The sequence below is a fragment of the Alsobacter ponti genome, from assembly GCF_024294805.1.
Taxonomy (GTDB): Bacteria; Pseudomonadota; Alphaproteobacteria; order Rhizobiales; family Beijerinckiaceae; genus Alsobacter; species Alsobacter ponti.
In genome coordinates, this window is record NZ_JANCLU010000006.1 from 93,366 (window position 1) to 114,530 (window position 21,165).

General features: G+C 70.2%; 18 protein-coding genes. 7 read left to right on the plus strand and 11 right to left on the minus strand.

The genetic code is table 11. The annotated features are described in order from the left end of the window. Nucleotide 1: 1 nt before the first annotated feature. Genes NK718_RS08080 through NK718_RS08090 form a run of 3 tightly spaced genes read left to right on the plus strand, consistent with a single transcriptional unit; the run spans nucleotide 2 to nucleotide 2,828 of the window. The gene (locus NK718_RS08080; protein WP_254740437.1) at nucleotides 2–907 is read left to right on the plus strand and encodes an ABC transporter permease; all 906 of its coding nucleotides are present in this window, start codon (nucleotides 2–4) and stop codon (nucleotides 905–907) included. After that, on the plus strand, nucleotides 904–1,881 hold the full coding sequence (locus NK718_RS08085; protein ID WP_254740439.1) for an ABC transporter ATP-binding protein: 978 nt from the start codon (nucleotides 904–906) through the stop codon (nucleotides 1,879–1,881). The genes NK718_RS08080 and NK718_RS08085 overlap by 4 nt, the downstream gene beginning before the upstream one ends. Further along, nucleotides 1,878–2,828, plus strand: a complete 951-nt coding sequence (locus NK718_RS08090) for an oligopeptide/dipeptide ABC transporter ATP-binding protein (protein WP_254740441.1) — start codon at nucleotides 1,878–1,880, stop codon at nucleotides 2,826–2,828. The genes NK718_RS08085 and NK718_RS08090 overlap by 4 nt, the downstream gene beginning before the upstream one ends. Here NK718_RS08090 and NK718_RS08095 read toward each other — a convergent pair. From NK718_RS08095 to paaN, 9 genes are all read right to left on the minus strand, one after another. Continuing rightward, complete coding sequence (locus tag NK718_RS08095) at nucleotides 2,816–4,018, minus strand: MFS transporter (RefSeq protein WP_254740443.1); 1,203 nt, start codon at nucleotides 4,016–4,018, stop codon at nucleotides 2,816–2,818. The two genes, NK718_RS08090 and NK718_RS08095, sit on opposite strands and share 13 nt — an antisense overlap. Then, nucleotides 4,018–6,411, minus strand: a complete 2,394-nt coding sequence (gene ppsA / locus NK718_RS08100; protein WP_254740445.1) for a phosphoenolpyruvate synthase — start codon at nucleotides 6,409–6,411, stop codon at nucleotides 4,018–4,020. The genes NK718_RS08095 and ppsA overlap by 1 nt, the downstream gene beginning before the upstream one ends. 142 nt (nucleotides 6,412–6,553) lie before the next feature. Then, nucleotides 6,554–8,605, minus strand: a complete 2,052-nt coding sequence (locus tag NK718_RS08105; protein WP_254740447.1) for a 3-hydroxyacyl-CoA dehydrogenase NAD-binding domain-containing protein — start codon at nucleotides 8,603–8,605, stop codon at nucleotides 6,554–6,556. Between the two features lies 1 nt (nucleotide 8,606). Further along, complete coding sequence (locus tag NK718_RS08110) at nucleotides 8,607–9,308, minus strand: ABC transporter ATP-binding protein (RefSeq protein WP_254740449.1); 702 nt, start codon at nucleotides 9,306–9,308, stop codon at nucleotides 8,607–8,609. After that, nucleotides 9,295–10,080 carry an ABC transporter ATP-binding protein gene (locus NK718_RS08115; RefSeq protein ID WP_254740451.1) on the minus strand — a complete coding sequence of 262 codons (786 nt, stop codon included), beginning with the start codon at nucleotides 10,078–10,080 and terminating at the stop codon, nucleotides 9,295–9,297. Before NK718_RS08115 ends, NK718_RS08110 begins: the two co-directional genes overlap by 14 nt. Continuing rightward, a complete protein-coding gene (locus NK718_RS08120; RefSeq protein ID WP_254740453.1) occupies nucleotides 10,077–11,033 on the minus strand; it encodes a branched-chain amino acid ABC transporter permease in 957 nt (318 codons plus the stop codon). The genes NK718_RS08115 and NK718_RS08120 overlap by 4 nt, the downstream gene beginning before the upstream one ends. Beyond that, nucleotides 11,033–11,905 carry a branched-chain amino acid ABC transporter permease gene (locus NK718_RS08125; RefSeq protein ID WP_254740455.1) on the minus strand — a complete coding sequence of 291 codons (873 nt, stop codon included), beginning with the start codon at nucleotides 11,903–11,905 and terminating at the stop codon, nucleotides 11,033–11,035. The genes NK718_RS08120 and NK718_RS08125 overlap by 1 nt, the downstream gene beginning before the upstream one ends. Nucleotides 11,906–11,990: 85 nt before the next feature. Then, nucleotides 11,991–13,136: an ABC transporter substrate-binding protein gene (locus NK718_RS08130; protein WP_254740457.1), complete on the minus strand. Its 1,146-nt coding sequence runs from the start codon at nucleotides 13,134–13,136 to the stop codon at nucleotides 11,991–11,993. 35 nt (nucleotides 13,137–13,171) lie between these two features. Beyond that, on the minus strand, nucleotides 13,172–14,824 hold the full coding sequence (gene paaN / locus NK718_RS08135; RefSeq protein WP_254740459.1) for a phenylacetic acid degradation protein PaaN: 1,653 nt from the start codon (nucleotides 14,822–14,824) through the stop codon (nucleotides 13,172–13,174). Nucleotides 14,825–14,942: 118 nt separating this feature from the next. On the opposite strand from paaN, the gene paaG reads away from it, so the two are divergent. The 4 genes from paaG (at nucleotide 14,943) to NK718_RS08155 (ending at nucleotide 18,227) form a co-directional block, all read left to right on the plus strand. Further along, entirely contained in the window at nucleotides 14,943–15,737 is a 795-nt protein-coding gene (paaG, locus tag NK718_RS08140; protein WP_254740461.1) for a 2-(1,2-epoxy-1,2-dihydrophenyl)acetyl-CoA isomerase PaaG, read from the plus strand. Then, complete coding sequence (gene paaI, locus NK718_RS08145; protein ID WP_254740463.1) at nucleotides 15,734–16,174, plus strand: hydroxyphenylacetyl-CoA thioesterase PaaI; 441 nt, start codon at nucleotides 15,734–15,736, stop codon at nucleotides 16,172–16,174. The genes paaG and paaI overlap by 4 nt, the downstream gene beginning before the upstream one ends. A 36-nt stretch (nucleotides 16,175–16,210) precedes the next feature. After that, nucleotides 16,211–17,521 (plus strand): phenylacetate--CoA ligase PaaK, encoded by a 1,311-nt coding sequence (gene paaK, locus NK718_RS08150; RefSeq protein WP_254740465.1) that lies wholly within the window; start codon nucleotides 16,211–16,213, stop codon nucleotides 17,519–17,521. A 106-nt stretch (nucleotides 17,522–17,627) separates the two neighbouring features. Next, the gene (locus NK718_RS08155) at nucleotides 17,628–18,227 is read left to right on the plus strand and encodes a TetR/AcrR family transcriptional regulator (RefSeq protein WP_254740467.1); all 600 of its coding nucleotides are present in this window, start codon (nucleotides 17,628–17,630) and stop codon (nucleotides 18,225–18,227) included. Between the two features lie 108 nt (nucleotides 18,228–18,335). On the opposite strand, the gene paaZ is transcribed toward NK718_RS08155, so the two are convergent. Both paaZ and NK718_RS08165 read right to left on the minus strand, forming a co-directional pair. After that, nucleotides 18,336–20,393, minus strand: coding sequence for a phenylacetic acid degradation bifunctional protein PaaZ (paaZ, locus tag NK718_RS08160; protein WP_254740469.1), 2,058 nt, complete (start codon nucleotides 20,391–20,393; stop codon nucleotides 18,336–18,338). Nucleotides 20,394–20,407: 14 nt separating this feature from the next. Beyond that, complete coding sequence (locus NK718_RS08165; protein ID WP_254740471.1) at nucleotides 20,408–21,163, minus strand: Phenylacetic acid catabolic protein; 756 nt, start codon at nucleotides 21,161–21,163, stop codon at nucleotides 20,408–20,410. Nucleotides 21,164–21,165 lie beyond the last annotated feature (2 nt).

Here is a 21,165-nt window from a genome sequence, read left to right on the forward strand (position 1 = left end):
GATGCGCTCGACGTCCTCGCGCTTTCTCTCTTCCATGCTCGCCGCGCCGGCGGCGTCGGTCGCGGGCCTCATCGTGCTGCTGCTGGCGCTCGCCGCCTTCGCCGCGCCGCCCTTCCTGGCCGACCCGTTCAACCCGATGAACGCGTCGCTGCTCGACGCCTTCACGCCGCCGGCCTTCCTGCCGAACGGCCTTCCGGCCTTTCCGCTCGGCACCGACGACCAGGGGCGCGACATGCTCGTGGCGATGGCGTTCGGCCTGCGGACCTCGATCCTGATCGGCGTGTCCTCGGTCGCCATCGGCCTGCTGGTCGGCGTCTCGCTCGGGCTGCTGGCCGGCTTCGCGGGCGGCAAGATCGACGCGCTGATCATGCGCATCGCCGACGTCCAACTCGCCTATCCGGCGCTGCTGCTGGCCATGATCATCGACGGCTCGGTGCGCTCCGCCTTCGGCGCGTTGATCGACGTCCGGGTGTCCGTCGCCATCGTCATCGTCTCGATCGGCTTCGCCTTCTGGGTGCAGTACGCGCGCACCATCCGGTCCTCGGTGCTGGTCGAGCGCGGGCAGGACTACGTGGCCGCCGCGAGGGTCACCGGCCGCTCGGGCCTCGCCATCGCGCTCCTGCATATCCTGCCCAACGTGATGGCCCCGGTGCTCGTGATCGCCACCATCAATCTCGGCATCGCCATCATCACCGAGGCGACGCTGAGCTTCCTCGGCATCGGCCTGCCGCTCACCCACGCCTCGCTGGGCACGCTGATCCGCAACGGCAACAACTTCCTGCAGTCCGGCGAATGGTGGATCTCGGTCTGGCCTTGCGCGCTGCTGGTGATCTTCGTCGTCGCCGTGAACGTGCTCGGGGACCATCTGCGCGACGTCTTCAACCCGAAACTGCGGCGGCGTCGATGACCCCCTTGCTCGATGTCCGCGACCTGTCGATCGTGCTTCCGCGCGAGGACCGCGACCTCGTCGCGCTCAACAACGCCAGTTTCACGCTGGGGCGGGGCGAGGTGCTGGGGCTGGTCGGCGAGTCGGGGGCCGGCAAGTCGCTCACCGGCGCGGCGATCATCGACCTCTTGTCTCCGCCTCTGCGCCGCAGCGCCGGGCGCATCACGCTGGACGGCGAGCGCATCGACGGATTGACGCCGGCGCAGATGGAGAAGGTGCGCGGCCGGCGCATCGGGTTCGTCTTCCAGGACCCCCTGACCAGCCTCAATCCGGTGCTGACCATCGGGCGGCACTTCACCGACACGCTGCTCAGCCATTTCGACATCTCCTTCGCCGAGGCCCGCCGGCGCGCCGTCCACTGGATCGGCCGCGTCGGCCTCTCCGACCCGGAGCTGCGCTTCGACCAGTACCCTCATCACCTCTCCGGCGGCATGCGCCAGCGCATCGTGATCGCGCTGGCCCTGTGCTGCGAACCGCTGATGGTGATCGCCGACGAGCCCACCACCGCGCTCGACGTGTCCGTCCAGGCGCACGTGCTGAAGCTGCTGCGCGATCTCCACGCCGAGACGGGTGTCGCGGTGCTGCTCATCACGCACGACCTCGGCGTCATGGCGAAGATGGCGGACCGCGTCGCTGTGCTCTATGCCGGCCGGATCGTCGAGATCGGGCCGGCCGCTCGCCTGCTCGGCGCGCCGCACCACCCGTACACGCGCGGCCTGTTGCGCGCGACGCCCTCCCACAAGGCCGCCGCCGGGAGGCTGGAGCCGATCCCCGGGTCGATGCCGAACCTGGCCTCGATCCCGTCCGGGTGCGCCTTCCACCCGCGCTGCCCCCGTGCGACCGAGATCTGCCGCGACCGCGTCCCGGTGCTGGAAGGGCGGCACGAGGGCGACGCGGTCGCCTGCTGGCATCCCGTGACGGAGGATCGCCCGTGACCGCGTCCTCCGCCGTTCTCACCCTCGACGAGGTGAGCAAGACGTTCGAGCGCAAGGCGGGCTGGCGTTTTCCGGGCTCGCCGAAGCCTCGTCCGGCGCTGCGCGCGGTCGACGGCGTGAGCTTCACCATCCGGCCGGGCGAGACGTTCGGGCTGGTGGGCGAGAGCGGCTGCGGCAAGTCGACCCTGGCGCGGATCGTCGCCGGCCTGATGACGCCTTCCGGCGGGGTGATCCGCTTCGGCTCGGGCGGAGAGGCGAAACCCCGCATCCAGATGATCTTCCAGGACCCGTTCTCCTCGCTGAACGCGCGGTGGAGCGTGGGCCGCATCATCGCCGAGCCGATCCGCGTTCATGGCCTGCGCCGGCCGGAGGAGATCCGCGACCGTGTCGGAGAGCTGCTGACGCAGGTGGGCCTGTCGCCGGCCGACGCCGCCAAATATCCGCAGGAGTTCTCGGGCGGCCAGTGCCAGCGCATCTCCATCGCCCGGGCGCTCGCCGGGGAGCCCGAGTTCCTGATCCTCGACGAGCCGACCAGCGCGCTCGACGTGTCGGTGCAGGCGCAGATCCTGACGCTGCTGCGCGACCTCCAGGCCCGCTTCGGCTTCGCCAGCCTGTTCATCACGCACAACCTCGCCGTGGTGCGCCTGATCGCCCAGCGCACGGCCGTGATGTATCTCGGCCAAATCGTCGAGATGAACGAGACGGAGGCTCTGTTCTCGCATCCGCGTCATCCCTATACGCGCATGCTGATCGACGCCGCGCCCGACCTCGACCTCTCCGACCGCGAGCTGCGGCCCATCGAGGGCGAGGTGACGGCTGGGGTTATCGAGCCCGGCCTGTGCCGCTTCGAGCCGCGCTGCCCATGGGCGCGGGACGACTGCCGGCGGACGCCGTGCGCCGAGTTCCGCGACGGCGAGGGCTCGTATCGCTGCCTCTATCCCCTGTGAGCGGCGATGCCGCCGCGCCGCAGGGCCAGAAGGCCGGCGAGCGCGACGGTGGTGAACGCCGCCCCGCCGAGGAAGGTGGCCGAGGGGCCGAACCTGTCCCACATCGTCCCGGCGGCGAAGCTCGCCAGGAACAGCGCCACGCCTGAGATCAGGTTGAACAGGCCGAAGGCGGTGCCGCGCAATTCGGCGGGCGCGACGTCGGCGACCAGCGTGGTCAGCACGCCCTGCGTGAGCCCCATGTGGAGCCCCCACAGCGCCACGCCCAGCGCGACCGCCGGCAGTCCGGAGCCCAGCGCCAGCACGAGGTCGGCCATGATCAGCACGGCGAAGCCGGCGATCAGCACGCGGTCGCGTCCGCCCGGCCCGTCCGACAGCGCGCCCGCCGGATAGGCCGCCAGCGCGTAGACGACGTTCATCAGCACCAGAACGGCCGGGGCGAGCGCGACGGGCAGGCCCGAGGCCTGGGCCTTGAGCAGCAGGAACGCTTCGCTGAAACGGGCGAGCGTGAACACGGCCGAGGCGGCAGTCACCAGCCAGAAGGCGAGGGGCAGGCGCGCCATCTCGTCCCTGTGCAGCGGAAAGCGCGCCTTGCGCGCCGGGCGGGGCCGGTCCGGCTCGCTGACGCCGAACGAGATCAACGCGAAAGAGAGCATCGCCGGAATGACCGCGACCCAGAACACCGCCCGGTAATTGTCCGACGTCGCCAGCATCAGCCCGATCGCCGCCAGCGGGCCGAGGAACGCGCCGACCGTGTCGAGCGACTGGCGCAGGCCGAAGCTCGCGCCGCGCAGGTCCGGCGGGGCCAGGTCGGCCAGCAGCGCGTCGCGGGGCGCGCCGCGAATGCCCTTGCCCACGCGGTCGACGAAACGCGCGGCGATGAGCCACCCCACCGAGTTCGCCAGCGGAAAAGCCGGCTTGGTGAACGCCGCGAGGCCGTAGCCGAAGGCAGCGAGCAGCTTGCGGCGGCCAAGCCAGTCCGACAGCGCGCCGGAGAAGATCTTGGTGATCGCCGCCGTCGCCTCGGCGACGCCCTCGATCACGCCGACGGTCGCCGCCGACGCGCCGAGCCCCGCCACGAGGTAGATCGGCAGGAGCGCGTGGATCATCTCCGAGGAGACGTCCATCAGCAGGCTGACGAACCCCAGCGCCCACACGCCGGAGGGAATGCGGCGCAGCACGGCCCCCGGCATCAGGCCCGGCCGGCCCGGCGGGCCTCGGCGTCCGCGATGGTGCGCACCGTGCGCACGAAACTGTCCGGATTGAGCGAGATCGAGTCGATCCCCTGCTCCACGAGGAAAGCTGCGAACTCGGGATAGTTGCTGGGCGCCTGCCCGCAAATGCCGATCTTCACGCCCGCCTCCCGCGCCTTGCGGATCGCCTCGGCGATCATGCGCTTGACCGCCTCGTCGCGCTCGTCGAACAGGGCGGTGAGGTCGCCCGCGTCGCGGTCGACGCCCAGCACGAGCTGCGTCAGGTCGTTGGACCCGATCGAGAAGCCGTCGAAGCGGCGGGCGAACTCCTCCGCGAGCACTACGTTCGAGGGGATCTCGCACATCATGTAGACCTGCAGCCCGCGCTCACCTCGCGCCAGGCCGTTCTCGGCCATCACGGCGAGCACCTTGTCGGCTTCCGCCGGCGTGCGGCAGAACGGCACCATCACCACCACGTTGGAGAAGCCGATGCGCTCGCGCACGCGCTTCAGCGCCCGGCACTCCAGCGCGAAGCCCTCGCGGTAGCGCGGGTCGTAGTAGCGCGAGGCGCCGCGGAACCCGAGCATCGGGTTTTCCTCCGCGTGCTCGAACGCCTCGCCGCCGATCAGGTGCGCGTACTCGTTCGTCTTGAAGTCGCTGAGGCGCACGATCACCGGGTTCGGATGATAGGGCGCGGCGAGCTTGGCGATGCCGAGCGCCAGCGTCTCGACGAAGAAGTCCTCCGGGCGCTCGAACCCCTCGGTAAGGTCGCGGATCATCGCCTGCTCGACGGGATTGTCGACGCGCTCCGGATGCAGCAGCGCCATCGGGTGCGCCTTGATGAGGTTCGAGATGATGAACTCCATCCGCGCCAGGCCGACGCCCTGCGCCGGCAGCCGCCACCAGCGGAACGCCGCGGCCGGGCTGGCGACGTTGACCATCACGGCCGTTTGGGTGCGCGGCAGCGCGCCGACATCGATGGTCTCGGTGTCGAAGGCCAGCGCGCCCTCGTAGACGTGGCCCTGGTCGCCCTCCGCGCAGGACAGCGTGACGGGCTGGCCGTCGCGCAGCGCCGAGGTGGCGTCGCCGGTGCCGACGATGGCGGGCACGCCGAGCTCCCGGCTGACGATGGCCGCGTGGCTGGTGGCGCCGCCCTGTTCGGTGACGATGCCGGCGGCGCGCTTCATGATCGGCACCCAGTCCGGGTCCGTCATCTCCGTCACCAGGATCGAGCCGTCGCGGAACTGCTCGATGTCCGAGGGGCCGGCGATCACGCAGGCGGGGCCCACGGCGACGCCGTCGCCGATGGCGGCGCCCGTCGCCAGCACCCGGCCGCGCTCCTTCAGCGAATACACGCGGAACTCGCTGGCGCTGCGGGCCGCCTGCACCGTCTCCGGCCGGGCCTGGACGATGAAGATCTCGCCCGTCGCCCCGTCCTTGGCCCATTCGAGGTCCATCGGCCGGCCGTAATGGTCCTCCACCACCGCGGCCCAGCGCCCGAGTTCGAGGATCTCCTCGTCGCGCAGCACGAAGGCCCGGCGCTCCCGGCGCGAGGTTTCGAGAAGTCGGGTGCGCGCGCTGCCGCCGCTCGCGTAGACGAGCTTGCGCGCCTTGTCGCCGAGAGTCTTCTCGATGATGGGCGCCAGGGCGGGATCGGCCAGCAGCGGCTTGAACACCATGTACTTGTCGGGGTTGACGCTGCCCTGCACCACGGTTTCCCCGAGGCCCCAGGCCGCACTGATCACGCACACGCGCGGGAAGCCGGACTCGGTGTCGATGGTGAACATCACCCCCGAGCCGGCGAGATCGGAGCGCACCATGCGCTGCACGCCGATCGACAGGGCCACGTCCATGTGGTCGAAGTTCTTCACCTCGCGGTAGCTGATGGCGCGGTCGGTGAACAGCGAGGCGTAGCAGCGGCGGCAGGCGTCGATCAGGTCCCGCTCGCCGACGACGTTGAGGAACGTCTCCTGCTGGCCGGCGAAGCTGGCGTCCGGCAGGTCCTCGGCGGTGGCGCTGCTGCGCACGGCGACGGCGAGATCCGTCTGGCCCGCATCCTGGCAAAGCCGGCGATAGGCGGCGGCGATGTCGCGCGAGAGGCCGGCGGGGAAATCGCCCGCCAGGAACAGGCGGCGGATCGCGTCGCCGGTCTCCCGCAGGCTGTCCTCGCCGGCGTGGAAGCGCTGCAATTGCGCGCGCAGCCTGTCATCGATCTTGTTGAAGGCGATGAACTCGCGATAGGCGGCGGCGGTCGTCGCGAAGCCGTCCGGCACGCGCACGCCCTTGGCGGCGAGCGCGCCGATCATTTCTCCGAGCGAGGCGTTCTTGCCGCCCACCTGCGGAACGTCGCGAATGGTCAGGGCGGCGAAGGGAACGACGTGTGAGGCGCCCATGGCTGAAATCCCCCGTCGCCGCGGCAGAACCGGCGACCGGGGAATTGAAGCACAGGCGCTTGTGCCCGCCAATGCGCGCCCGGGCGGCCCAGCTCCGCCCGGGCATCATCCCGGAGGCGGAGACAGCCTGTCTGGAGCGCGGTCAGAAATGGCCGGTTTCGGCGGCGCGGCGCAGCAGCGGGGAGGGCGCGTCGGCGAGCCCCTGCGCCGCCAATCCGTCGAGCACAGCGACGATTTCGGCGAGGCCGCGCGCCTGCGCGTCGTGCATCGGCCCGCCCCGCCAGCGGGGGAAGCCGTAGCCGTGCACCTTGACGAGGTCGATGTCCGAGACGCGCAGCGCGATCCCGTCTTCGAGGATCCGCGCTCCCTCGTTGACCATCGGCAGGACGATCATGTCGACGATCTCGGCGTCGGTCCAGGCGCGCTGGGGCCAGCCGGTCTCGGCGACGGCCTCGGCGATCTGCCGCGCCACCTCGGGCGAGGGGATCGGAGCCCGTCCGCCTTCGGCGTAATCGTACCAGCCGCCCTTGGTCTTCTGGCCCAGCCGGTTCATGGCGCACAGGCGCTCGGCCACCGGCGCGAACGGGGTTTCGCCGCGCGCGCGGGCCGCCTTGCGCTGGAAGGCCGAGATGTCGAGGCCGCTGAGGTCCTGCGCCTCGAGCGGCCCCATCGGCATGCCGAAGCCCTTCATGGCGGCGTCGATCCGCTGCGGAGTCGCGCCGGAGAGCAGCAGCTTCTCCACCTGCACGCGGCTCCCCTTGAGGATGCGGTTGCCGATGAAGCCGTCGCAAATGCCGGCGCGCACCGGGATCTTGCCGAGCAGGCGGGCGAGCGCGAAGCCGGTCGCCAGAACGTCGGGCGCGGTCGACGGCGCGGGGACGATCTCGATCAGCTTCATGACGTGGGCGGGGCTGAAAAAGTGCAGGCCCAGGAAGCGCTCCGACCCCGGAAGGCCCTCGGAGATCGCCCTGGGGTCGAGATAGGACGTGTTGGTCGCCAGCACCGCGTCCGGCCGGCAGGCCGCGCCGAGCCGCGCGAACACGGCGCGCTTCACGTCGAGATCCTCGAACACCGCCTCGATGACGATGTCGGCGTCCGCCAGCGCGGCGTCGTCGACGCTGCCGGTGACTCCGGCGATCCTGTCCTGCGCCAGCGCCGGCGTGATGCGGCCGCGCTTCGCCGCGCCATCGTAGATGGACCGCACATTGGCGAGGCCGCGCGCCAGCGCCTCGGCGTCGCGCTCGATCAGCACGACCGGGAGGCCGACGTCGCGCAGCGCGGCGGCGATGCCCGCTCCCATCGTGCCGCCGCCGACCACCGCCGCCTTGCGCAGCGCACGCGGCTCGATGCCGGCGAGTTCGGGCGGCCGGGGCGCGGCGCGCTCGGCGAAGAAGATGTGGCGCAGCGCCGCCGCCTGGGGCGAACCGCGCAGGGCCAGGAACGTCTCGCGCTCGAACGCCATCGCGTCCGCGAAGCCGCTCTCGGCGGCGCGCCGCACGCACGCCAGCGCCTTGAGCGGCGCAACCTCGCCGCGCGCCCGCTTCGCCACAGCCGCTCGGGCTTCGTCCCAGAACGTCTCGCCGGGGTCGGCGATCTCGCGCTCCCGCGCGGCGGGCGGAAGCTCGCGCCCGATCGCTTCGCTCGCGAAGGCGATGGCGGCGTCCGTCAGGTCGCCATCGACGACCGCGTCCACGAGCCCGAGCGCGCGGGCCTTCTCCGCCTTCACCGGCTTGCCGGTGGTGATCATGTCGACGGCGGCCTCGACGCCGACGAGGCGCGGCGTGCGGACCGTGCCGCCCGCGCCCGGAACCAGCCCCAGCGTCACTTCCGGCAGGCCCAGCGACGCCGAGGCGAGCGCCACGCGGAAACGGCAGCCCAGCGCGACTTCCAGCCCGCCGCCGAGCGCCGAACCGTGGATCGCCGCCGTCCAGGGCTTCGCCGCGCCTTCGATGCGGGCGACGAGGTCCGGCAGATGGGGCGGGACGGGCGGCTTGCCGAACTCCGTCACGTCCGCGCCCGCGATGAAGGTGCGTCCCGCGCAGACCAGGACGACGCCCTCGACCGAGGCATCGGCATCAAGCGCCTCGGCCGCGTCCCACAGGCCCTGCCGGACCGCCTGCGACAGCGCGTTGACGGGCGGGCTGTCGACGGTGACGACGGCGAACGAACCGCGGCGGGCGATGGCGACGACCATGTCAGATTCCCAGATAGGCTTCACGAATGCGCGGGTCGGCGATCAGCTCCGCGGCGGCGCCCTCGAACGATATCCGTCCCGTCTCCAGGACATAACCCCGATCGGCGATCGAAAGCGCGCCGAAGGCGTTCTGTTCGACGAGCAGAACGGTGACGTCGAGGGCCTTCAGGCTCTTCACCACGTCGAAGATCTGCGCAACCAGGATCGGCGCGAGCCCCATCGAGGGCTCGTCGAGAAGCAGGCAGGCCGGGCGGCCCATCAGCGCGCGGGCGATCGCCAGCATCTGCTGCTGCCCGCCGGAGAGGCCGCCGGCGGCGAGATTGCGCTTCTCGCGCAGGATGGGGAACATGGCGAACGCGTCCTGCATGTCCCGGTCGACGCGCTCGTCCTCGTAGATGAACGCGCCGAGGCGCAAATTCTCCTCGACCGTGAGATTGGTGAAGATCTGCCGGCCCTCGGGCGACTGCGCCAGTCCGCGCTGGAGGCGGCGGAACGCCGGAACGGCGGTCAGCGGCTCGCCGCGAAACATGATCTGCCCCGCCGACACCGGCTGCACACCCGACAGGCAACGCAGCAGCGTCGTTTTCCCCGCGCCGTTCGCGCCGACCACGGCGACGATCTCGCCCGAGTCGACGTGGAGGTCGACGCCGTGCAGCACCTCGATGCGCCCGTAGCGCGAGCGAAGCCCCTCAACCGTCAGCATTGGCCGCCTCCGTGGCCTGCGCGCCCAGATAGGCGGCGATGACGCGTTTGTCGCGACTGACCGTGGCCGGGTCGCCCTCGGCGATCTTCTCGCCGTAGTCGAGCACCACGATGTGGTTGGAAATGCGCATGACCATCTTCATGTCGTGCTCGACGAGCAGGATCGAGACGCCCTCGGCCGCGACGGCGGCGATCAGGTGGTCGATTTCCTCGGTCTCCACCGCGTTGCAGCCCGCCGCCGGCTCGTCGAGCAGAAGCACCTTGGGGCGAAGCGCCAGGGCGCGGGCGATCTCCAGCCGCTTCAGCGCGCCGTATGAGAGGGCGCCGGCTTCCCGCTCCGCCGCGCGTTCCAGACCGACGCGCTCCAGCAGAAGCCGCGCGCCGGCCTCGGCCTCCCGGCTGCGCCGCCGCGAGCCGGGAAGCCCGAGCATATCGGAGAGCACCGGGCCCCGCGCCTGAAGGTGGAACCCGGCCATGACGTTCTCCAGCACCGTCATGGACTGGAAGATCTGCAGGTTCTGGAAGGTGCGCGACAGGCCGCGCTCGGCCAGCCGGTTCGGGCTCATGCCGGTCACGTCCTCGCCGTTCAGCATGACGCGACCGGCCAACGGCAGGTAGATGCCCGAGATCATGTTGAAGAGCGTTGTCTTGCCGGCCCCGTTCGGGCCGATGATCGAGACGATCTCACCGCTCTTCAGGGTGAAGCCGACATCCTTGACGGCGTGCAGGCCGCCGAACTTGATGCCGAGGCCTTCGACGACGAGCAGGCTCATTCCCCTCTCCCCCGCATCAGGCCCAGCACGCTCGGCAGCAGGCCCTGCCGCATGAACACCATGACGAGCATCATCACGAGGCCGAGCATGATCTGCTCGTAGTTCTGGAACACCGTCAGCGCCTGCGGCAGCAAAGTCAGAATTCCGGCCCCGAAGATCGCACCGAGCACCGAGCCCGCGCCGCCGAGCACCGCCATCGTGACGAGCTCGATGGAATGCATGTAGCCGGCGACGTCGGGCGTGATGAAGCGGTTCTGCAGCGCCAGGAGCGAGCCCGACGCGGAGGCGTAGACCGCCGAGACGACGAAGGCCATGAGCTTGGCTTGCGCCACGTCGATGCCGACGGTCCGCGCCGCCACTTCCGAACCGTGCAGCGCGCGCAGCGCCCGGCCGGTCGGGCTGTCGCGCAGGTTGAGCGCCAGCCAGGCGCCAATCAGCAGCGCCAGCCCGCTCAGCGCGTACCAGAATTGCGGGTTGGTCAGCTCGAGTCCCATGTCGGCGAGCAGGCCGCGCAGGCCGAGATCGGGCGTCTTGATGCCGTCGGGGCCGCCCGTCCAGCGCGCCTCGTTGGCGAGCACCATGGAGACGAGGATGCCGAAGCCGAGGCTGGCCACGGCGAGATAGTAGCCCTTCAGGCGCAGGATCGGGCGGCCGACGAGGTAGGCGGTGGCCCCCGACACGACCGCGCCGAGCACGGCCGACAGCGCGGGATGGAGCCCCAGATAGGCCGGCGCGAGCGCGCAGGCATAGGCGCCGATGCCGACGAAGCCCGCGTGGCCCAGGCTGATCTGGCCCGCGAAGCCCGTCAGGATCACGATGCCGACCACCGCGAGGCCGTTCACGAACAGCAGCGACCCGACCCGGAAATAGTAGCCGGAGGGGAAGAAGAAGGGGGAGAGGACGATGAGGACGGCGAGGACGAGAAGGCTCGCCTGCTTGGCTGAGAGCTTCATCACACGCGCTCCATCGCTTTGCGGCCGAACAGGCCCTGAGGCATCGCGAAGAGCACGGCAAGGATGACCACGAAGGCCACCGCGTCCTTGTACTGCGAGCTGAGATAGCCGGCCGTCAGCGCCTCGAGCAAGCCGAGCGCGATGCCGCCCACGAGCGCACCCTTGGGGTTGCCCATGCCGCCGAGCATCGCGGCCGCGAACCCCTTGAGGGCCAGCGAGATGCCGATCTGGTAGCTCGTCAGCGTGATCGGCGTGACCAGCACGCCCGCCAGCGCGCCGATGGCCGCCGAGAGGCCGAAGGACAGCGTCATCACGAAGTTCGTGTTGATGCCCACGAGCTGCGCGGCGAGGCGGTTGTTCGAAGTGGCGAGCACGGCGCGGCCGGTGAGCGTGCGCGTGAAGAACACCCACAGCCCCACGAAGACGATCAGCGCGCCGCCCATCACCCACAGGCTCTGCGGCAGGATGGTCGCGCCGAACACGTGCAGGGGCTCGTCGCCCGAAAAGGCGGGCAGGCGGTGCAGCTGCTTGTCGAACACCACCTGCGCGACGCCCTGGATGAAGATCGATGCGCCGATGGTGATGATAATGAGCGACACGACCGGCGCGCCGCGCGCCGTCTCGATTGCGAGCTTGTTGAAGGCCACGCCGGCCGCCGCCGTCGCCGCGATAGCGATGAGAGCGGCGAGCGGCAGCGGCAGGCCTGCCTGGTAGGCGAAGACGGTGATCATCCCGCCCAGCATCACGAACTCGCCCTGGGCGAAGTTCACGACGTCGGAGGCGTTGTAGATGATCGTGAATCCGAGGGCGACCAGCGCGTACACCGCGCCGACCGTGATCCCGGACAGCAGGAACTGCATGAGTTCGGGCATGGATCGCTCCGCTCCGGCGAGGCGGGATCCGGAACGCGCGTCTGGCGCGTCCCGGACGATGTCGAAGGGGAAAGGCGGGCGTGGGTTACTTCACCAGGACCCAGCCGCCGTTCTTGATCTCGAGCATGCGGAACGAGCCGAGGTCGAGGCCGAGATGGTCCTTCGGTGACATGGTCACGGTGCCCGTCGTGCCGACGAGGCCGGACGTCTTCTCGATGGCGTCGCGGATGTCGGCGGGCTTCGTCGACTTGGAGCGGCTGACCGCGTCGACGAAGATGCGCAGGGCGTCGTGAGCGTAGCCGCCGAAGGTCGACACGGGCGTGCCGGTCGCCTTCTCGAAGGCCGTCTTGTAGGCCATCACGACCGGCTTCTGCGGATCGTTGTCGGCGAGGAGTTCGCCCACCAGCAGGGCCGTGCCGGGCAGGCGCACGCCTTCCGAGGCCTTGGCGCCGGCGAGTTCGATGAAGCCGTTCGAGGCGACGCCGTGCGACTGGTAGAGCGGCAGGGTGATGCCGAGCTGCGCGTAGTTGCGCGTGACGATGGCCGGGCCCTGGCCGAAGCCGGGGCTGAGCACCGCCTGGATGTCGCTCTTGCCGCGGATATTGGTGAGCTGCGGCGTCATGTCCGCATCCTTCGGGCCGTAATTCTCGTCGGCCAGGATGGTGATGCCGTAATTGGGCGCGACCGCCAGGCACTGCGCGCGCATCGAAGCGCCGAAGCCGTCGGTGCCCGAGAGCATGCCGATCTTGGTGTAGCCGCGCTTCTTCATGTCGTCGAAGATCTTCTCGCACGCCATGCGGTCGGTGTGCGGCGTCTTGAACGTGTTGGGCCGCACCGGATCGATGATCTCGATGGCGCCGGCGAGCGAGATGAACGGGATCTTGGCGTCCTCGACGACCGGCATCACCGACATCGACGTGCCGGTGGTCGTGCCGCCGATGATGGCGACGACGCCGTCGTCCTCGACGAGGCGCGTGGCGAAGGTGCGGGCCTTGTTGGGATCGCCGCCGTCGTCATAGAGGAACAGCTTGATCTTCTCGCCCTTGATGCCGCCGGAGGCGTTGATCTGCTCGACCATCAGCTTCAGCGTCTTCGCCTCGGGGTCGCCGAGGAACGAGGCCGGCCCGGTCTCCGAGACGGTCGCGCCGAGCTTGATGTCCGCCCACGCGAAGCTGGCGAAGCTGAGTGAAGCGAGGCTCGCGAGAGCGACGCCGGTCAGTAGTTTACGCATGTTTCCCTCCCTGGAACGTTGCGGTGGAAGATGGGTCACGCCGCCTTGGGGCGGCGCCACATCGCGAGCCGGAATCGGTTCGCGACGAAGGCGGAGTCGGTCAGGCTGGCGTTGCCCGCCGGATTGGCGCCGGTGACGTGGAAGTCGCTGAAGGCGGCGCTCTGGTTGACGAAGATGTTGCCGGTCAGGTTGACGGACAGGTTCACGCCGGCGCGGGCAAAGGCGTCGACGGCGCGGCCGATGCGCGCCTCGTCCGTGTCATAGAGCGCGGCGGTGATCGCGCCCTTGCGGCGCGCCAGCCCGGCGGCGCGCGCCACGCCCTCGTCGGCGTCGGACACCGCCACGAGGAAGGCGATGGGGCCGAACCGCTCCTCCTCGTGCGCCTGCGTCCGCGTCGCGTCGACGGCGACCAGCAGAGGGGTCGCGCTGCGCGCGCCCTCGAGCGGACCGGAGTCGCGCACGACCCGACCGAGCGAGCGGGCGTCGCGGACGCGCGCGAGCGTCGCGGGATTGGCGATGGCGCCGCACACGCCCGCCGCGCGGGCCGGGTCGCCGAGCAGCGCGTCGATGGCGGCGGCGATGCCCTGGCCGACCTCGTCGAAGCTCTTGTGGCCGAGGTCGGTGTCGATGCCGTCTTTCGGAATGAAGATGTCCTGCGGGGCCGTGCACATCTGGCCGCTGTAGAGCGAGAGCGAGAACGCCAGGTTGGCGCACATCGCCTCGAAGCGGTCGGTGGCGGCGATCACGACGGAATTGACGCCGGCCTCCTCGGTGAAGACCTGCGCGTCGCCGGCATTGGCGCGCACCCAGTCGCCAAAGGCGTTGGAGCCGGTGTAGTCGACGATCGTGACGGCCGGGTTTCTCACGAGATCCTTCGTAATCTCCGCGCCGGGTCGGTCGGCGGCGAGAAGCACGACGTCGCGCGGCAGGCCCTGCTCGGTCAGGACCTCGCGGGCGACGGCGACGGTGAGCGCCAGCGGCAGGATGGCGCCCGGGTGCGGCTTCACGATCACCGTGTTGCCGGTCGCCAGGTCGGCGAACAGGCCGGGATAGGAGTTCCAGGTCGGGAAGGTCTGGCAGCCGATCACCAGTCCCACGCCGCGCGGCACGACGCGCCAGTGCTTCTCGATCACCAGCGGCGCGGCCTTGCCCTGCGGCTTCTCCCAGACGGCCTCGCGCGGCGTGCTCGTCATCTCGTCATAGGCGACGGCGACGGCTTCCAGCCCGCGATCCTGGGCGTGCGGGCCGCCGGCCTGGAAGGCCATGGCGAAGGCCTGCCCGGTCGTGTGCATGACGGCGTTCGCCATCTCGAAGCTCATGCGGTTCAGGCGCACGAGAATCTCGCAGCAAATGCCGACGCGCTGTTCCGGCGTCGTCGCCGCCCAGGCGTCGGCGGCCGCGAGCGAGGCGGCGACCAGCGTGTCCGCGTCGGCGGCCGGATAGGTCACGCCGAGTTCGGGCCCCCACGGCGAAATCTCGGCGCCGACGCGCGAGGTCTCCGGATGATGCGGAATGAGGAAGGGGGCATCGAGGCGGCCCTGGAAGGCGGCCAGTCCGTCGTCCTTCGCGGTCTCGCCATAGATCTTGCCGCTCGGAATCTCCGAGAAGGGCGCCCAGAAGCCCCTTGTCCGCAGGGCCGCGCGGGCAGCGTCGATCAGGCCGCGATGACGATCAAACAGCGTATCCATTTCACTCCCCGGGCCGGACTTCGTTTTCAAAGTTCGACGCTAGCAATTATTGACTGACCGGTCGGTTTATGCAAGAGTTTTTTCAGGCCGCCCTGGAGCGGCACGAGGGAGAAGACCCATGACCGGCTCCGAGACCGTCCTGACGGATCTGTCCGAGGGCGTGCTGCGGCTGACGCTCAATCGGCCCGACAAGCTGAATTCCTTCAACGAAGCGCTGCACCTCGCTCTGCGCGCCGGTTTCGAGCGGGCGCGCGATGACGATGCCGTCCGCGCGGTGCTGCTGACCGGGGCCGGACGGGGCTTCTGCGCCGGCCAGGACCTCGGCGACCGCGATCCGCGCAAGGCCTCCGGCCCGCCCGATCTCGGCCGCACCATCGAGACCTTCTACAATCCGCTTCTGCGCCTGATGCGGTCGCTCGAAAAGCCGATCGTCTGCGCCGTCAACGGCGTCGCGGCGGGGGCGGGGGCGAACGTGGCGCTCGCCTGCGACATCGTGCTCGCGGCGAAATCCGCGCGTTTCATCCAGGCCTTCGCGAAGATCGGCCTCGTGCCCGATTCGGGCGGCACATGGACATTGCCGCGCATCCTCGGCGAGCCGCGCGCCAAGGCGCTGGCGCTCACTGCCGAACCGCTCGACGCCGAGACGGCCGCCGCCTGGGGGCTGATCTGGAAAGCGGTCCCCGACGACGCCCTGATGGACGAGGCCGGAGCCCTGACGGCCCGGCTCGCCGCCGGCCCCACCAAGGGATTCGGCCTGACCAAGCGCGCCATTCACGCCGCCGCCGCCAACACGCTCGACCAGCAGCTCGACCTCGAGCGCGATCTCCAGCGCGACGCGGGGCGCAGTGCCGATTACGCCGAGGGCGTCGCCGCCTTTCTCGACAAGCGCAAGCCGGAGTTTCGTGGACGATGAGCCGTATGACACCCCAGGAAACCGCCGAAGCCTGCGCCCGCGCCATGTGGCGTGACGACCGCGCCTCGCAGGAGCTCGGAATGTCGCTCGACCGCGTCGCGCCGGGCGAGGCGGAGCTGTCGATGACGATCACGACCGCCATGTCGAACGGCCACGGCACCTGCCACGGCGGCTATATCTTCACCCTGGCGGATTCGGCCTTCGCCTTCGCCTGCAACGCCTACAACCAGCGCAGCGTCGCGCAGCAGGCGTCCGTCACCTTCATCGCGCCCGCGTTCTCGGGCGACCGCCTCACCGCCAGCGCCCGTGAAGTATCGCGACGCGGCCGCGGCGGCATCTACGACGTTCGCGTCACCAACCAGTCCGGCGAAGTGATCGCGGAGTTCCGCGGCCATTCGCGCACCGTCAAGGGCACACACCTGCCGGAGCACGTCTGAAGCCCGGCTCCAACCAATCGGTCGAGGGAGGTCACCATGGAAAATCTGTCGCCGCGCCCCGGGGATCTCGAGCCCATCGAGACCGCGTCCCGCGACCACATCGCCGCGGTTCAGCTGGACCGGATGAAGTGGTCCGTCCGGCACGCGTATGAGAACTCGCCGTTCTACCGCGCCCGCTTCGACCAGGCGGGCGTTCATCCGGACGACCTGAAGACCCTGGCCGATCTGGCCAAGTTCCCCTTCACCACCAAGGCGGACCTGCGCGACACCTATCCGTTCGGCATGTTCGCAGTGCCGCGCGAGAAGCTGGTGCGCATTCACGGCTCGTCCGGCACCACCGGAAAGCCGACCGTGGTGGGCTACACGAAGAAGGACATCGACACCTGGGCCGACGTGATGGCGCGCTCCATCCGCGCTTCGGGCGGGCGTCCGGGCGACATCGTCCACGTGGCCTATGGCTACGGGCTGTTCACCGGCGGCCTCGGGGCCCATTACGGGGCCGAGCGGCTGGGCTGCACGGTCGTCCCGATCTCGGGCGGCATGACGGAGCGCCAGGTGACGCTGATGAGCGACTTCAAGCCGCGCATCATCATGGTCACGCCCTCCTACATGCTGTCGATCCTGGACGAGTTCCGCCGCCAGGGCATCGATCCGCGCTCCAGTTCGCTCGCCGTGGGCATCTTCGGGGCCGAACCGTGGACCAACGCCATGCGCCTCGAGATCGAGCAGGCGTTCGACATGCACGCCGTCGACATCTACGGGCTGTCGGAGGTCATGGGTCCCGGCGTGGCCAACGAGTGCGTGGAGAGCAAGGACGGCCTCCACGTCTGGGAGGATCATTTCTACCCGGAGATCATCGACCCGGCGACCGGGGCGGTGCTGCCGGACGGCGAGATCGGCGAGCTCGTGTTCACGACGCTCACCAAGGAAGGCCTGCCGATGATCCGCTACCGCACGCGCGACCTCACGCGCCTGCTGCCCGGCACGGCGCGCTCGATGCGGCGGATCGAGAAGATCACCGGCCGCTCGGACGACATGATCATCCTGCGCGGCGTCAACGTGTTCCCGACCCAGATCGAGGAGCAGATCCTCAAGTGCAAGGGCCTCGCGCCGCACTTCCAGATCGAGCTGACCCGCTCCGGGCGCATGGACAACATGACGGTCCACGTGGAGTGCGCCGCCGACGCCGCCGACGCGGCCGCGCGGGCGGCGTCCGCCAAGGAATTGTCTCACCATATCAAGAGCGTGGTGGGCGTCAGCACGCACATCCAGGTGCACGATCCCGACGGCGTGGCGCGCTCCGAGGGCAAGGCCAAGCGGGTCGTCGACAACCGGCCCAAGGAGTGAGGGCGGGGCGATTGCCTGCCCGTCGCCGACCGGCTATGGCGGGAGGACCGCGAGCCCTCCCTCGATCATTCTCCCTTTCGACACGACAGCAAGGCTAGGACGGCACATGGCACGAACCCGGGCCATCGATTTCGAGGAGAAGCAGCGCGCGATCCTGACCAGCGCGGCGGCGGTGTTCGCGGAGCAGGGCATGGACAAGGCCTCGATGTCGCAGGTCGCGCAGCAGGCGAATGTGTCCAAGGCCTTGCTGTATCACTATTATCCCAGCAAGGACGCGCTCATCTTCGGCATCATCCACTCCCACCTCGCGGACCTCGACGCCGCGGTGGAGGCGGCCGACGACGAGGCGGCCGAGCCCAAGGCGCGGTTGCGCAAGCTGATCTGGGCGGTCCTGGACAACTACCGGGGCGCGGACGATCAGCACAAGGTCCAGCTCAACGGCACCAGCGCGCTCAACGACGTTCAGAAATCCGAAATACGTGCGATCGAAAAGCGAATCGTCGGGCGGTTTTCAGCGGTATTAAGGGACATTAATCCGCAGCTCGACTCGAAGAAGCGCCCTTTGCTGATGCCGGTCACGATGTCGCTGTTCGGCATGCTGAACTGGGTCTATCTCTGGTTCCGCGACGGCGGCGCGATCACCCGCGAGGACTACGCCGACGTCGCGACGACGCTGATCCTCGAGGGCATCAAGGCGGTCAAGTAACGCCCCGCGGCCGGCGGCGGCCCGCGCCGGCCGCCCGGCCCCTTTCGGCCAGGCTCTTCACGCCGGCTTCAGACCCCGATTCCGCCAAGCACCTCACGGCCAGGAAGCTTAAGGCCAGGTCTTGGCGACCATCGTCAGGACGTCGTACTGCGCGACGACCTGCTCCTTCTGGTTCGTCACCTGGCAGTCCCAGCGCACCTCGCCGTGCTCGGCCGTCCCGCGCGGGTTGATCTCCTTGCAGGTGAGCCGCACGCCCAGCGTGTCGCCGGGATAGACCGGCGTCAGGAAGCGCAGATTGTCGACGCCGTAGTTGGCGAGCACCGGCCCCGGGGCCGGGTCCACGAACAGGCCGGCGGCGAAGGAGACGATCAGGTAGCCGTGCGCCACCCGCCCGTCGAAAAACGGGTTGGCCTTGGCCGCCGCCTCGTCCATGTGGGCGTAGAACGTGTCGCCGGTGAACCGGGCGAAGTGCTCGATGTCCTCCAGCGTCACGGTGCGCGTGGCGGTGACGAGCTGGTCGCCGACGCGCAGCTCGGCCAGCGACTTGCGGAACGGGTGGACGCCGTCGGCGCGCGCCGGGGCGCCCTCCATCCAGCGGCCGGTGACGGCCGAGAGCAGCGCCGGCGCGCCCTGCACGGCGGTGCGCTGCATGTAGTGCTTCACGCCGCGCATGCCGCCCAGCTCCTCGCCGCCGCCGGCGCGGCCGGGGCCGCCGTGGACGAGGCCGGGGAGGGGGGAGCCGTGCCCCGTCGAGCTCTTGGCGCTCGTCCGGTTGCCGATCAGCACGCGGCCGTGGAAGGGGGCTATGCCGAGCACGATGTCGCGCGCGACGTCGGGGTCGTTGGTGAACAGCGAGGCGACCAGCGAGCCGCGCCCGCGCCGGGCGAGCTCCACCGCCTCGTCGGCCCCGTCATAGGGCATCACCGTGCTCACCGGACCGAAGGCCTCGCAGTCGTGGACGGCGTTGGCGGAGCGGGGGCTGTCGCAGTAGAGCAGCACCGGGTTGAGGAACGCGCCCTTCTCGGCGTCGCCGGAGACGACCGTCACCGTGTCGGGGTCGCCCGCCACGATGCGGGCCTCGGCGGACAGCTCGCGGATGCGCTCGCGCACCTCCTCGCGCTGCGCCAGGCTCGCCAGCGGGCCCATGCGGACGCCCTCGTCGGCCGGGTTGCCCAGCGTCGTCTTGCGCAGGCGCTCGCCGATGGCCGCGATCGCGGCCTCGCACGCCGCGCGCGGAACCAGCACGCGCCGGATGGCGGTGCATTTCTGGCCCGCCTTGGCGGTCATTTCGCGGGTCACTTCGCGGACGAAGAGGTCGAACTCCTCGGTGCCGGGCGCGGCGTCCTCGCCGAGGATGGCGGCGTTGAGGCTGTCCGCCTCCATGGTGAATCGCACGGAGTTCTCGACGACCGCCTTGTGGGTGCGCAGCTTGCGTCCGGTCGCCGCCGAGCCCGTGAAGGTCACCGCGTCCTGGCCGGTCACGTAGTCGAGCATGTCGCCGGCCGAGCCGCAGACGAGCTGCAGCGCGCCCTCGGGCAGCAGCCCGGTCTCGACGATGCGGCGAACCATCAGCTCCGTGAGATAGGCGGTCTGGCTCGCCGGCTTCACCACGGCGGGCACGCCCGCCAGCAGGGTGGGAGCGATCTTCTCCAGCATGCCCCAGCAGGGGAAGTTGAAGGCGTTGATGTGGATCGCGACGCCGTGCAGCGGAGTGAGGATGTGCTGCGCCGAGAAGGTCCCGTCGCGCGACAGGCCCTCGACGTCGCCGTCGACGAGCACGCGCGTATTGGGCAGCTCGCGACGACCCTTGGAGGCGTAGGAGAGCAGCGTGCCGATGCCGCCCTCGATGTCGATCCAGCTGTCGCTGCGCGTCGCGCCGGTGGCGAGCGACAGGGCGTAGAACTCCTCCTTACGCTCCATCAGGGCCTGGCCCAGCGCCTTCAGCATGGCCGCGCGCTCGTGGAACGTCATCGCCCGCAGCGCGGGGCCGCCCTTGTCGCGGCCATGCGCGAGCATGGCCTTGAAGTCGAGGCCCGACGAGTCGATGAAGGCGACCGGCGCGCCGGTGGCGGCGTCGAGCAGCGGCGCGCCCTCGCGGGCGCCCCGCACCCACTGCCCGCACACATAGCTTTCCAGGCGGCGGGGAGCGGTGGCGGCGATGGTCATCGGGGGACGTCCTTTCAGTTCAGGGCGAGCGCGGCCAGCCGGGCGTCGACGATCCCCGTCCACTCGGCCAGCAGCTCCTCGTTGGTGCGGTGGCGCAGGCCGAAGCGCTTGAGCGTGTCGAAGCGCTGCGATCCGGCCACGCCGAAGCTCGCGGCCACGCGCGGCCGCCAGAACGCCACCGCCTCGCGGGCCTTGGCGCGGCCTTCCTCGCTCGCGGCGATCCGCCCCAGGCCTTCCAGGCCCAGCTCGGTGTGGCGCGCCTCGCGCGGGGCGATGGCGCGGAACACCTCGGCGAGCGGAGCGTAGGAGACGCGCGACAGCTCGCGCAGCTGCACGCCGACGGCCTCGCCCATCAGGACGTTCATGGTCACCGCGTCGATCCAGCCCTGCAGCGGGTAGTGGAACACGGAGAGCCGCATGTCGCCGCCGTGGCGGGTGGCGCCGATGTCGGCGTCGCGCGCCATGCGGGCGGCCCACGGGTGGTGGACCGCGTAGCGGGCCTTGTCCGCGCCGAAGCTCTCCATCACCGCCAGCACGCGCTCGGCGTGGTCGGTCTTTTCCAGCACGATGCGCGCGGCGGCGATCCGCTCCTTGATGCCGGGCGCGTCGTTGATCGTGTCGGCGAAGCCGGCCGAGCCGGCCAGCTCGCTGTCCACGAAGGTGGCCATCAGCCGCAGCAGCTCGCCGCGATAGCGCGCCGGCGCATTGGCGGGCGAGGAGAGCACGCCGCCCTGGGCCAGGTAATCGTCGATGTTCATCGTCTCGGACATGG